This window comes from Koromonas humicola, from assembly GCF_059726255.1.
The window spans coordinates 4,030,053-4,043,547 of sequence record NZ_AP040873.1; the positions used below are offsets into that span (position 1 = coordinate 4,030,053).

The following is a 13,495-nucleotide window of genomic DNA, read 5'->3' on the forward strand; positions in this document are numbered from 1 at the left end:
GACCAACCGCGCCAACCGAATACAACAGTGTATTCCCAACCGCCCAAACGCGAAACTGCACCGTCATACGCCAGCGTGATCAAATGTGGTTGTCTCAACTGCTCTAGATGATCGATAGCACAAGTACGGCAGCTAATAGCGCGATTCCGGTCATAACCGCGTAAGTTCCCATCCGGGAAGACTCGTCAACCGCTTTGGGAACCCATTTCTGAATTCTGAAATGTGAATTCCCGAAGACCGCATCTATGATCTTCACGAGGTTTTCCCCACAGATCAGATTGCGCCACATCAACACCAACACACCAACAGTAAGACAAGCCAAACCGACCGCCAATGTGTAACGGTGTTTAAGATGCGCACCTCCAGTACCCAAAACCGCGGATACTGTTAGTCCAATTGTTCCACCGCCTATAACAGCCACCTTTTCGTAATAGGAACTTAGTTGATAACTGGATTGAACCAACAATTTCCTGAACTCAATTTGTTCGGCGCTCAATCGATTTCGTTGATCGACTTCTGTCTCAAGCATGCGGGCTTTGTACGTAATCCCTTAAACATGCCCCAAGGATATTCACTCGCACTGCACCTCATCCACCGTAACCCAATCTCCTCTAACCACTTCCAATCCCAACTTGCGCTCATGCGGATGTCCCACTCCCAGCACTCTCCCCTGCACATCGAACTTCCACACGGTCCCGATCACGCATGGAAGCGTGACACTCACCACTTCGCGCCTGCGATCTACGGCCATTCCCGTGTGCTCTGAAACTTCCCCCGGCAGCGAACTCCGCAGCCACGCCACGACGACTAGCTTTCCATCCTTGCGTTCCAACAAATGCACAACTGCCTGCGACTGCGTCACCGCCGTGACTTTCATTCGCTCATCCGCCAAACGAACAGGACGCTCCATCAGCCTGCTCGCAAACTTCATGGCATAGAAAGCGGGTTTGGGCTTGCCGTTCACGTCCTCCAGCCCCAAATGCGAATGCACCTTGTCCTCCGGCATTCTTTTGTCCGAGTGCCTGAAGTCATCAATCCGATACCACCCCACCAGACTCGCATCACCTTCGGCCACAGCCATTGCCAGGGTTTTGAATAGAAACTCCGCCGCATACCTCCGCGTGTGTTCGTAGCGGTAGTAAACATCGCTTCCCGTGCTCGACGCTTGCGCCGCACTGTACCGGTAGTCGGCGTAGCCCAGCTCGTTCATCCACAAATCCAGCGGCCTCGGAGTGGTCTCGATCAGCGTCTCCATTTTCCGAGCCCGCGTTGTGTAAGTCTCTTCAGCCCGCTCTTTATCCCAAGATTCCGGATACCCATGCATTGCCACCACGTCCACCCAACGATAGATCTGCTGCGGGCCCATCAACTCCTGCATAAACTCCGCTGGCCCATGACTCATCCCTGCCAACACAACAACCGCATCTGGATCGCCCTCACGCACTGCCTTCGCGCCAGCCTTCACCAAGTCGGCGAATTCCTGCGGCGTTCCTCGCCAGTACTCTTCGAGATCAGGCTCGTTCCACAGCTCCCAGCTCTTGATGCGTCCCCGATATCGTGCCGCCAGCGCCTTCATCACCCGCGCAAACATCGCGACATCGCTCGGCGGCTGCTCCCAGAACAACTCCTTCTTCCGCGCTGCCCACTCCGGCGTGTAAGCCACATACGGAATCACCTGCACGCCGGCTTTCTCCGCCTCGTCTACCAGCATGTCCCAGAACGAAAAGTCGTACCGGCCCTCTTCTGGCTCAATTCCGTTCCAACTGAATGCACACCGCAGATACCGCGCACCCACCGCCCGCGCCACGCGCAAATGCCTCCGCACCCGCGTCCGCGTGTCATGCCCATCGAAGTAGTCGTCGCCAACGGCGAACGCCATCTGGAAATATCCCTCGGCATCCGTCTGCACCCGCCGCGAAACCGTGAAGCGCTTCAGCGGCAGCCCACTTTCCCGCGCCGGAGCCGGAGCCTGCGCGTGTCCAAGCAGAGCGATTGTCAGAGAGAAGACGAGTGCAACGCGACAAAGCCCCCACATAGTCAGGACAGCTTCACCTCAGCCTCAGTCCAATGTCAATTTCAGAGCTCCTGCCTATGCACCATAGTCACACTGAATTGCTTTTTCGCGTTGCCCTGTGTTGAGTTACCAGCTACTCTGCCTTCGGACTCACTCTGCTTAGAGGTTCATATGCGCAATCGTCTCCTGCTGGGACTGCTCGTGCTGTTCGCGACGCTTACCGCCACAGCCCAGATCCGTGCGACTACAGAGGACGGGCGTTCCGTCCTCCTCCGCAATGATGGAACATGGAGTTATGTTCCGCTGCCCGCCAAGCAGTTATCGACTGCGCCACGTTTCCAGAAGAGTGCATCCGCCACGCAGAAGATTGCGCCCCCTCATGGGGAGTTCTCTGTATTCATCGATCCCAAGCGCTGGAAGAAGTCGAAGCTCGACGATGAGAAGCTCACGCTGGAGTCCACAAATGGCAAGGGCTATGCCCTGTTCATTGCCGACGCCATTTCGATTCCCACGAGTTCCCTGCGAGATATGGCTCTGCACAACGCCCAGAAAATGGACCCCGGTGCTCACATCGTCGCGGAAGAGAAGCGGATCGTAAACAATCGCGAAATTCTTTGCCTGCAAATGGAAGCCAGCTACATGAACATTCCGTTCACGTACTATGGCTACTACTACGGCGGCAGCTCCGGGAACGTTCAACTCGTCGGCTTCACGCAACGCTCGCAGTTCGCAGATATGCGGCCTGAGTTCGACGAACTTCTTAACGGCTTGGAAATCACTGACACGCCGGTGGCCGAAGCACCCGAAACGCAATCGATCTCTTTGAACAGTGGCGCTTTCCAGGTTGCATTCAACACCCGCAAGTGGAAGAGTCCAGAGAAACTCGAAGGCGACAAATTGCGGCTGGCGAACCTCAAAGGCAACGCTTGGATGCTGCTCATCCCCGAGTCGATCTCGTTTCCTCTCGATTCCTTCCCCGACGTCGCTCTTACGAACGCCAAGGCACTCGATCCAGATGCGAAGGTGATTTTCCGCGAGAAGAAGAAAGTGCACGGTCAGGATGTGTGGTGCCTCAAGATCACCGCCACCGTCAGTGGCCTTCCATTCATTTACTACGGCTACTACTACAGCGGTACAGCGGGAAGCATGCAAGCGGTGGGGTACACGACCAGCGGCACCTTCCAGGAGGTGGAACCGGACTTGGCCGAAATTCTTAACACCCTTGAGGTCACCGTCACACCTAAAACTGGTGGAGCCCAGTAATTCTCGTATATCCCACCTTGCGCACGCCAAGTGCGTGCCTAGGGTGGGGCGCTCAGCTCGTCCGCATCTCTCGATTGCGATTCACTATTGCGCTCTGCCCCCCGACCTGGCTATTGCGACACGCAACTTCCCGGCCTATGCTGCGAAACTGCGAACGTGCAACTCTCGTCCGGCACTAGCTCGCGTAACTTGGAATGTCATCCTGAGCGAAGCGAAGGACCCCAGCCGCCGCGTCGCATCTTCACCGCCGCCCCGGCTCACTACCACCGGACCTCGCGAAGCCTAGCCCCTTACAGCTTCCTCACGCCCCCGCTCAGCACTGTCCGCAGCACTCCATCGCTCTCGACCCGCAGGAACCCTCGCTGGTCCAGCCCACGCGTGACGCCTTCATAGCCGCCATCTTCTTCTACCGTCACCGGACAATCGCAGCAGTAGCTAGAGTGTTTCTCAAACCGTCGCAGAATGTTTTCCCGCGCCGCGTCGACTCCCTGCTCCAGCGCTCGCTGCTCACGATCAAGCGCCCTTAACAGCGCCGACACGATTTCCACACGCGAGAATCTCTTTCCCGCCTCTATCCTCAGCGAAGTCGCAATCGCATCCAACTCCGGCGGGAATGCCGTATTGTTCACGTTCAAACCCATCCCGATCACCACGAACCGAACCTTCGAGAACTCCGCATTCAACTCCGTTAGAATTCCGCAGAACTTCTTCCCGCCCATCATCACGTCGTTCGGCCAGCGCAGGTCGCCCCACAATCCTGTGACCTCGTGCACGGCCTCTACCACCGCCAGTCCGGCCACCAGCGAAAGCGTGATCGCATCCGTGGGCGTCAGCCGTGGACGCAGCAGTGCTGAGCAATAAATCCCATCTCCGGGATCTGACTTCCACGTATGCCCCGCGCGTCCTTTGCCCGCCGTCTGCTCCTCGGCTAGCCACACGGCGCCGCGATAACTCGCACTGCCACTCGTATTCGGACCAAAGTCCGCCACGCCTTCGCGCATCGCCGTCGCATTCGTCGAACCGATGGACACAAAGTGATGCACATTTCCGGCGAAAACCGTTCCGGCGATCTTTGGCTCTAATACCTCCGCCAGCGGAACGTCGGCCTTGCCCGCCAGCTTCCAGCTATGGTCACTCGGGTCCTCGACCCGCACGCCCAATGCCCGCAGTTCTTCGGCAATCTTAGAAATCTCGCTCTCGGGCACTCCTGCCACTTCGGCCCAAACTTTCGAACTCACGATTCCTGTTTTCTGAAGCGCTATGAGTGCTCGTCCCAACTCCGCACGCGTCTGCACGTTCTCTTCCGCCATAAAAGAAGTATAGAGTCCTCGTCCTTACTTACCCTCCAAAAGCGAAAGCCGCTCGCGATCCGAACGCGAACGGCCAAATGACTGAAGCTGGCAATTACTTGCTTAACTGCTGCCGCGCCACTTCCAACTCTAAATTTCTTCCCTGCGCGATATCGGCCACGGTCGCATGAACTTCGAAGTTCGGTTCAGGAATGCCTTCGGACAGAAAAACTCCCGGCCGCAACCGAGAGTCTTTTCGGATCACTTAAGAATTAGTACCCCGCTTCCACACTCAACTCCACTTTCACGTCCTTGGCCACTCCGACGCCTGTCGGGTCATAGCTCACGTGATAGTCAAATCGGTTCAAGGTCAGCGACCCTTCCACGCCCAGCCTCGGTTCGCCTTTCATGCCCTTGCCTTGTGCCAACGTAAACGGAACTTCAACCTGCTTCGTTACATCCCGAATCGTCAGGTTCCCCAACGCAACATACTTATCGCCATCCACATGGCGAACACTCGTGCTCTTGAATGTAATCTCCGGATACTTAGCCGTATCGAAGAATTCAGGGCTGTTCAAATGCTTGTCGCGGCTCGCGTTGTCTGTCGTGATCGACGCCGACTTGATCACCGCCGTCACCGAACTCTTCTCCGGCTTCGCAGGATCAAACAGAATCGTTCCGCTCACATCCGTGAAACGTCCATGCACCGTGGAAATTCCCATGTGCCGCACCGAAAAGTTAGCCGAAGAGTGCGCGCCATCAATCTTGTAAGTATCTGCAGCCACGGCCAACGAACTCATGGCCAGCAACGCCGTCAACAGCAGGAACAGTTTTTTCATCTTTCTCTTCACCCCGATAGTTGTTAGAACAACTATACAGATTCGACAACTATCCCCGGCGATGCACAAAATGTTCCAATTACCGGGCTGCCGTTTCAAATAGCGTTTGCACTCCGTATCCATTCGGGCGTCCGAACAGCCAGCTCACACCATCACGCTTCTTCTCCCTGAACAGCAGTGCCGCCCGTCCATATCCATCCGGATCAACCGCATCCACCAGCCGCACTTCAGGATAAAGGTCGAGTTCCCGCGGATCGCTCACGGTGCTGTACAACTTCACCAGCTTGCCTTCATCGTCGCGCGCGACAACCGTCACAACCCAGCTCCGGCCTTGCGCATTGTCCGGCGTGTATCGTCCTGAATACACCACGGTCGCGTAATTGTTGTAGTCCAGGTCGTAGGGAATAAACTGCTCATCCTTGAACGCAATCGCGGGCAGAGTCGAGGCGGAAGTGGCCTTCTTTCCGGCCACAGTTTTCGCAGATGTCGTTGTCTTCGCCGCGCCTGGCATCGCCAGCCCGCGCTGTGACGCCATTCGCCTCAACTCCGAAGCAGCCAACTCGCGCGCCATCGCCTCCAATTTCGTTCGCTCCGCCTCGTTGCTCACGTAAATCAGCGACTGCGCTTCCTGTGTCGCCTCATCGCTGACGGCCACCTGCCGCGATACGGGCTCTTCCTTCTTGAAGTCCGGAAGATCCAGCCCACTCTGCTCCTGTATCGGTTTACCGCGTCGCAGAATCGGGTGATCCGGGTCATCGCTCGGCGTCAGTTGCGGCTTCGGAACTACCGGACTGCCCGCGCTCGCATTCTTACCATCGTCCTCATCCTTGCGATGCAGCTTTGGACGATTCGCATCCTGATCGACTGAAGCCGTGGTCTGCTCTCCTTGCTTCTGCGCCCCGGACTCCTCTGCATCACTCCCCCCGCGCTTATGCAGACGAGGACGATCCGGGTCATCATCTGAAGGACTCGATTTCGCTGATTTCCTCGTCGTTGCCGAAGGATTATCTCCCTCGCTGCCTTCGCGCCGATGCAGCACGGGCTTCGAAGCATCCTCCACCACAACCGGAGCCACGACGACCTTCTTCGCTTTCGCGGCCTCTTCATCGGATGCCGACTTGAAGCGCCCGTTACCAAACCACGCATCCGACATCGGATCGCTCCGCGTCGCGCTCTTCAGCGTGAATGTTCCGAGTGCCCTGCCATACTGCTGCACTTCATAAACCGTGTCCGAATACAGCGTGAACGGAACCGGCGTCGAGCGATAAAGATCGGCGTCATAGAAGCGCTTCTCATAGTAGAAACTGATGGGAATCAGTCGCCGCGATCCGTTCTTGTAGGTTTCCAGAACACCCACCGCCCGCGGAGTCTTCTTTTCCGGCTGTGGGGCCCTGTACTGTGCCTGAATGGAAACGGAAAATGCACCCACTGCCACCGTCAGCGTGACGGCCTCGACCAGTTTGCGGTATAGATGTCTCATCATGGACGTCAACGATCAAGCTCCCGATTTTACTTTGCCCGACGAAAACGGAGAGCCCGTTACCCTCTCCTCCTTCAAAGGTAAACCCGTCGTCTTGTTCTTCTATCCCCGGGCCAACACCCCTGGCTGCACTATCGAAGCCTGCGGCTTCCGCGATCAATACGGCAAGCTGATCCGCGCCGGACTCACCGTCCTCGGCATATCGCCCGACACTCCCAAGGCGCAGAAGAAATTCCAGGAGAAATACGAACTCCCCTACACCTTGCTCGCCGACGCCGACAAGGACGTTGCCAAGCTCTTCGATGTCCTGAAGGAAAAGAACATGTATGGCAAAAAGGTGATGGGGATCGAGCGCACCACTTTCCTCATTGCCCCTGACGGAAGCATCTCTCAGGTCTGGCGCAAGGTTAAACCGGAAGGCCACGCCGAGCAGGTGCTCGAGCACGCCAAAGAGCACAAATAGCGAGAGCGAATACCCCGCGCCAACTTCTCTCACTCAGATGCAACCACCCCACCCTGAAACTTGCGTTTTTCGAGTCCAGGGTTGGGGTTGTTCTTGTCAGAAGCGTGGTTTTTCTTGGTTGTCATCCTGAGCGAAGGATTCCTGCCCTGTTCACATCTCCGCACCAGCCGGGTGCCCCAGGTTCGCGCCGCGCGTTTTGCGGCGCTAACCTGGGATAGCAATCCGCCCGCGTCTCTACCGAATCCTCTTCGTCCCCACCTTCACCCTGAACAACACATACGGCTTCTGCCGCATATCCTTGCCATCGTGAAACGTCGGCTGACGATGCAACTGGTTCGCCGTGACATACAGATACCCATCATCGCCAAGACTAAAAGTATCCGGCCACAGCAACCGAGAATCGTGCACCAGAGCCGAAATCCCTCCCGCCGGAGTGATCTTGTGAATCGAGTTGTTCTCGTAATCCCCGGCATACACATTGCCGTCTGCATCCGACTCCAATCCGTCCGACGCGCCTTTGCCGGTGACAACCTTTACCGTTTCGGCCACTTTGGCTTCCGACATCGACTCGTCCCGCAGCGCCTCCGTGCTCACCGAATACAACTTCCTCCCCGACAGCGCCGAGTAATACAGCGTCGCCCCATCCGGACTAATCGCAATCCCATCCGAGTTGATCATTAGCGGCTTGCCGTTACTCAACAGCGGTCTCCCCTCGACAATCGCCATGAAGTTCGGTTCGGCCAGCACACTCGGATGTTTCGCCAACTTCCGCCAACTCTTCCCCGTCTTCATATTCACAACGATGATCCCACCCACGCCCGAGTCGGTGATATACGCAAAGCCCTTCCCCAGATCAAACCGCACGTCATTCAGATACGTCCCCGGCACCGCGACCTCCGGCGGTACAGCAATCGTCTGCAAGATCTTCCCGCTAGCTAAGTCGAGCGCCACCAGCTTCGGCCCACCGGCCACCGGCCCCTTGAACATCGGAGCGCCCGTGTCGAGCACCCACAGCCTGTCCTGCGCATCGACCACGACGCTCTGAACGCAGATGAAGTGATGAGCCGCATCGGCCTCGTCATCGCGATTGATCTCCGCATTCGGATACGCCACGGCGTTTCCGTTCTTCACTTCAGCCACAGTGAACGCCACCTGGTCGCCCCACCGTGGGAAGTTCACAAAGATGCGTCCCTGCCGCGAAACCGTCACCCCGGTCGGCATCGGCCCATTGAACCTCGCCACCACCTCCAGCGTTCCCAGAGGCTGATCGGTCGCCAGCGCACCCGCGCTCTTCTTCTGCGCCTCACCAGCAATCGCCAAACTCACCACCGCCGCACACAGCAAAACCATCCGCAAGAATGCCTTCATCCCAATCTCCTTCCCAGATGAACTCTGCCCCATAAGATGCATTCCCTGTGCCCCGTTGAAGCTCTCTTTGGGCTTGAGCGGGAACAAAACTTTCCCCCAAAAACTCCTTGCCCGAGCTGTACTACGTGTTATAGTACACATCCAATGATTCCTTTTCGCGTAGAGTTCCGGTCTGGTGTTTCGCTTTACGAGCAGGTGGTCTACGCCGCCAAGAAGGCGATGATCTCCGGACAGATGCACCCGGGCGACCCATTTCCTTCCGTGCGCACGCTCAGCAAGGAACTCCGGATCAATCCCAACACCGCGCACAAAGTCATTGCTCACCTTGTGTCAACAGGACTGCTCGAGAGCCGCCCCGGAATCGGTACTGTCGTCGCCGTCCCACCCGAATCCAGCAAAGCCGAGCGAACCAATCTGCTTGGCCGCGAAATCGAGCAACTCGTCGTCGAAGCCAAGAAACTCGGCATTGCTCTCGACGATGTTCTTGAATCCATCTCTGCACAGTGGCGCTCTCTCAGCAGCAACGCCACCACTCTGCCCGCGCGCTCAGAACGAGGAGGCCGCAGCAAGTCATGACTACCGCAATTCAAGCCGTGCACCTCAGCAAACATTTCCGCCGACTAAAGGCGCTCGACTCGCTCGATGTCGAAATTCCCTCTGGAGCGATCTACGCGCTCGTCGGACCGAACGGTGCCGGAAAAACCACGGCCATCAAGATCCTGATGAACATCCTCCGCCCCACCAGCGGCGCGGCCACCGTCCTCGGAATCGACTCAACCAAAATCGCCGGTTCGGCCTTCGCCTCCATCGGCTACGTGTCTGAGAACCAGCAATTCCCCGGATGGATGCGCGTCGATCAGTTCCTCGCCTACCTTCGCCCGTTCTATCCCACATGGGACCGCAAGCTCGAAGACGAATTAGTTCGCCAGTTCGATCTCCCGCTAGACCGCAAGCTCAAGAACCTCTCGCGCGGAATGCGGATGAAAGCCGCCCTCGCCAGTTCCCTGGCCTACCACCCCAAGCTCATCGTGCTTGACGAACCTTTCAGCGGACTCGACCCGCTCGTGCGCGATGAACTCATCGAAGGTCTTCTCGAACGCGCCTTTGAAGCGACCATCCTCATCTCGTCGCACGACCTTGCCGAAGTCGAAACCTTCGCCAGCCACGTTGGCTACCTTGAGCAAGGCAAGCTTCTTTTCTCCGACGAAATGTCAGCGCTGATCGATCGTTTCCGCGAGGTGGAAATCACCTTCGACGCTCCGCCTCAGCCTCCCGCGCAATGGCCCGACACATGGATGCAGCCCACCGCGTCGGCCTCCGTCATCCGTTTTGTCGAACCGCGATTTGATCGCGAGCGAATCCAGTCCGAGATTGGCAAGGTCTTCACCGGAGTTCGCGACGTAACGTTCTCCCCCATGTCCCTGCGATCCATCTTCCTCGCCATGGCAAAAGCCGGACGCGGCGCAGCATAGAAAGAGCACGACAATGAGACAGGTCCTGAACATTTTCCGCAAAGACGTTCAACACCACTGGCCCGAAATCCTCATCACCCTCGCCTTGCTGTGCGCGTACGCATGGAAGCGCCCCGAGTGGGGATTCGGACAAGAAATGCATGCTGTTGGGTTCGGAGTCTCTATCGGTGCCGAGCTTATCGGAGTGCTTCTCGTTCTCGGCTGGTGGATACTGCTGATTCGCCTGATCCAAGATGAGCCACTCGTAGGCGACCGTCAGTTCTGGATCACGCGCCCATACGAATGGAAGAAACTGCTGGCCGCAAAGGTCTTGTTCTTCTTCTCATTCATCACTGTTCCTCTTCTTATCGCGCAACTCTACCTGCTCTTCAAAGCTGGCCTACACCCCGAGACATCCTGGATCAGCGGTCTGATGCGACTTCATCTATCTTTCACCGCCCTCTTAATCCTGCCGATCCTGACTCTTGCCGCCATCACCAGCACTGCTGTACAGACGATGCTGTGCATTCTCGGATGTGGACTGTACATCATTCTCACGTCCGCTCTCAGCCACTACTTCCCAGCCGCTGATCTCACCGACTTCACCACACTGTCGCAGAGCCTGATCTTGGGGTGCGCTTGCTTGGCCGCGATCCTCTGGCAATACTCCCGCCGTCAAACCTTGGGATCGCGCCTTCTCATCGCTGTCTCGCTCGTCGTCATCATCATCCTAGGATTTGCGGCTCCGGTTCGACTTCTCGCCAATCGCAAGTATCCGCTTCTTTCGAGTGAGACGACGCATTTGCGCATAACTTTTGATCCGCAACAGCCAAACGCCCAAGCCGGTCTAGACGAAAACAAGAATGTCAACGTCATCCTTCCCCTACGTCCTGAACTCACCTCAGCCGACTACTCTGCAACATTGCGAGCCTTAATGCTCACGCTCGATTCACCCGCCGGAACACACTGGAGTTCCGGATGGGTGTTTCGTGGCGGCTTCATTCACGGCGACCAGCGCGGCGAGAGCGGAGATTTCTCGTCGGCAGCCTTCGACGTTCCTAAGCCCCTGTTTGCGAAGCTCCAATCAACTCCGGTGCATGCCACGTTATCTGTCGCATACACGATTTGGCAGGATCGGGCTCCCGTCCGCGTCATCGGCAGTGAAAACCAGTTCGCAGTTCCTGGTCTCGGAAACTGCCAGATCCAAGAGCGTCCGCAATTTGCTCCACCGCACGGTCTCTTCTGTCTCTTCGCTGTTCAGCCCCCGCCACTGCTCCTTGTCCGTCCCGGAACCGCAGCATCAGACAGCAGTAATGAGCCATATATTTGGCGGACAAATATGGGCTCCGGTACCGGCGTTTTGAGTTCAGTTGGATCTACGATCTTTCCAAATCCCTCAAAGGGATCACAATTTTCTCCGGGAGACCCCATCCTCTTCAATTTCCCGAAGTACATCGGGAACGCTCGCACCGAAATCGCAATCGACTGGCTGAACCTCGCAGATTATCAGTTTGGCCGCCATATCCCAGCGCCTCCACCACCGCCAGCAAGTAAGTGAACTGATGGCGAAGCGCACTCAGCGCTTCGCCAAATTCATTGCACGAAGACACGATTTGCGTTCTTCTAGTGAGAGCTGACCTTCATTCGTTTGCATCACGAAAGGAAATCGCTCACGTGTCTGGCAAACTGCTGAACCAAGTACTCATATCATTTGCATTCCTCCTATTCTGTTGCGCACCTGCCTTTGCTGAGCAAGGGCCTGTCGTTAAGGTCACTGGCGGAGAAATCGTCGGCCGCTTCTGGCAGGACTCCAAAGGCGCAAGCTTCCGCGGCATTCCCTTCGCCGCCCCGCCCGTCGGAGACCTCCGCTGGCACGCTCCCATGCCCGTGGTCCCTTGGACCGGTAAACGCGATGCTGGCGAGTACGGCGCACCGTGTGCTCAAGTCGATGGTGGATGGAACTCTCGCGACTCTCACGACGGCAAAGAAGATTGCCTTTACCTCAACGTCGAAACCCCTGACCTAAAATCTCGCAAGCCGCTGCCCGTAATGGTATGGATTCACGGCGGAGCCAATGCCGGAGGAAGTGCACGGGGCGGCAAGGTCCTTGAAAATCCTTTGGCGCAGCATGGTGTAGTTTTCGTTTCAATCCACTACCGCCTCGGATACTTCGGCTTCTTTGCACACCCCGAGCTTTCGCGTGAGTCCAACAATGGCGCATCCGGCAACTACGCGCTGCTCGACCAAATCGCCGCGTTGAAATGGGTGCAGGAGAACATCTCGAAATTCGGAGGCGATCCGAAGCAAGTGACACTCTTCGGACAGTCTGCCGGAGCCTACGACATCACTCTGCTCATGACCAGCCCACTTGCGAAAGGTCTTTTCGCCCGCGCCATCGAACAGAGCGGTCCCACGATCCTTGGCAAGCGCCGTCCCGCGCCCCTCGCCGAATCTGAATCGCAGGGACAACAGATAGCCGAGCGTCTGCACGCACCTGCGCAAGGTGCTCTCGCCTACATGCGCAAGCTTTCGACCGAGGACATTCTGCGCACCTCGCCTGCATACGGTCAGGGCGGACTCATGGTGACCGTCGATGGCTACGTTCTGCCAACCGATCCTGCCACGGTGTACGCCCGCCACCAGGAACATTCGATTCCGCTCATCATTGGCAACAACTCGCGCGAATTTAACTTCTGGGGCGACCCCGCAAAGCTAAAGCCCGCCGTGCAGGAATTCTTTGGCAGCTCCTCCGCTGCAGTCCTCGACGCGTACGGTCTATCCGAGAAGCCCGCGCCTCAGATTCCCGAATACGGCACTGCGGGCGAGCAGTTCACGACCGATACGGCTTTCCGCTGCCACGCGGTTTTCATCGCGGATGAACACAGCCACATCGCTCCAACGTTCCAGTACGAATACTCCCATCCGCTCGCTGGCAGAAAGCTTCCCGGCGCCACTCACAGCGATGAACTCGGCATCGTCTTCGGCACCTTCTTCATGGCGCCTCCCAACGATGTCGATCGCAAGGTCTCGGCCACCGTTCAAGGCTACTGGACGAACTTCGCAAAAACCGGAACCCCCAACGGCGGTCGCCTGCCAAAATGGCCCGCTCACGACACGCAGTCCCGAGCCTACGTAGAGTTGACCTCTGACGGCAGCCACACCAAGTCAAATCTCCGCGGCGACATCTGCTCGCTTTACAAGGCCTCTATCGAGAGCGACATCTCAAAAGAGTCCGCACCCAAATCCGGTCACTGAGCAGCATTAACCCTCGCCCTCCAGCACTCCTGGAGGGCGATGTCTTCCCTCCGCTCCCCGCCTTCAATCCCAG

At 57.2% G+C, this 13,495-nt stretch carries 12 protein-coding genes; 6 read left to right on the plus strand and 6 right to left on the minus strand.

The features are described 5' to 3' along the window. Window positions 1–103: 103 nt before the first annotated feature. The gene (locus AC6IZD_RS17495; protein WP_497784822.1) at window positions 104–529 is read right to left on the minus strand and encodes a hypothetical protein; all 426 of its coding nucleotides are present in this window, start codon (window positions 527–529) and stop codon (window positions 104–106) included. 42 nt (window positions 530–571) lie between these two features. Beyond that, entirely contained in the window at window positions 572–2,035 is a 1,464-nt protein-coding gene (locus AC6IZD_RS17500) for a GH39 family glycosyl hydrolase (protein WP_497784824.1), read from the minus strand. A 150-nt stretch (window positions 2,036–2,185) separates the two neighbouring features. Here AC6IZD_RS17500 and AC6IZD_RS17505 point away from each other — a divergent pair, with 150 nt between their 5' ends. Then, window positions 2,186–3,277 carry a hypothetical protein gene (locus AC6IZD_RS17505; protein ID WP_497784826.1) on the plus strand — a complete coding sequence of 364 codons (1,092 nt, stop codon included), beginning with the start codon at window positions 2,186–2,188 and terminating at the stop codon, window positions 3,275–3,277. Between the two features lie 290 nt (window positions 3,278–3,567). On the opposite strand, the gene AC6IZD_RS17510 is transcribed toward AC6IZD_RS17505, so the two are convergent. From AC6IZD_RS17510 to AC6IZD_RS17520, 3 genes are all read right to left on the minus strand, one after another. After that, a complete protein-coding gene (locus AC6IZD_RS17510; RefSeq protein WP_497784828.1) occupies window positions 3,568–4,587 on the minus strand; it encodes a biotin--[acetyl-CoA-carboxylase] ligase in 1,020 nt (339 codons plus the stop codon). 251 nt (window positions 4,588–4,838) lie between these two features. Further along, entirely contained in the window at window positions 4,839–5,405 is a 567-nt protein-coding gene (locus AC6IZD_RS17515) for a YceI family protein (protein WP_497784829.1), read from the minus strand. Window positions 5,406–5,484: 79 nt separating this feature from the next. Then, window positions 5,485–6,888, minus strand: coding sequence for a hypothetical protein (locus AC6IZD_RS17520; protein WP_497784830.1), 1,404 nt, complete (start codon window positions 6,886–6,888; stop codon window positions 5,485–5,487). Here AC6IZD_RS17520 and bcp point away from each other — a divergent pair. Beyond that, a complete protein-coding gene (gene bcp / locus AC6IZD_RS17525) occupies window positions 6,887–7,348 on the plus strand; it encodes a thioredoxin-dependent thiol peroxidase (protein WP_497784832.1) in 462 nt (153 codons plus the stop codon). The genes AC6IZD_RS17520 and bcp overlap by 2 nt on opposite strands. Window positions 7,349–7,582: 234 nt before the next feature. Here the strand turns inward: bcp and AC6IZD_RS17530 are convergent, their stop codons facing one another. Next, complete coding sequence (locus AC6IZD_RS17530; protein WP_497784833.1) at window positions 7,583–8,716, minus strand: L-dopachrome tautomerase-related protein; 1,134 nt, start codon at window positions 8,714–8,716, stop codon at window positions 7,583–7,585. A 144-nt stretch (window positions 8,717–8,860) separates the two neighbouring features. Between AC6IZD_RS17530 and AC6IZD_RS17535 the strand changes: the two genes are divergently transcribed. The 4 genes from AC6IZD_RS17535 to AC6IZD_RS17550 all read left to right on the plus strand — a co-directional run bounded on the left by AC6IZD_RS17535 (window position 8,861) and on the right by AC6IZD_RS17550 (window position 13,422). After that, window positions 8,861–9,292: a GntR family transcriptional regulator gene (locus AC6IZD_RS17535; RefSeq protein ID WP_497784835.1), complete on the plus strand. Its 432-nt coding sequence runs from the start codon at window positions 8,861–8,863 to the stop codon at window positions 9,290–9,292. Next, window positions 9,289–10,188 (plus strand): ABC transporter ATP-binding protein, encoded by a 900-nt coding sequence (locus tag AC6IZD_RS17540; RefSeq protein WP_497784836.1) that lies wholly within the window; start codon window positions 9,289–9,291, stop codon window positions 10,186–10,188. The genes AC6IZD_RS17535 and AC6IZD_RS17540 overlap by 4 nt, the downstream gene beginning before the upstream one ends. A gap of 13 nt (window positions 10,189–10,201) precedes the next feature. Then, window positions 10,202–11,725 carry a hypothetical protein gene (locus tag AC6IZD_RS17545; protein WP_497784837.1) on the plus strand — a complete coding sequence of 508 codons (1,524 nt, stop codon included), beginning with the start codon at window positions 10,202–10,204 and terminating at the stop codon, window positions 11,723–11,725. A 116-nt stretch (window positions 11,726–11,841) separates the two neighbouring features. Next, entirely contained in the window at window positions 11,842–13,422 is a 1,581-nt protein-coding gene (locus AC6IZD_RS17550; protein ID WP_497784838.1) for a carboxylesterase/lipase family protein, read from the plus strand. Window positions 13,423–13,495: the final 73 nt, after the last annotated feature.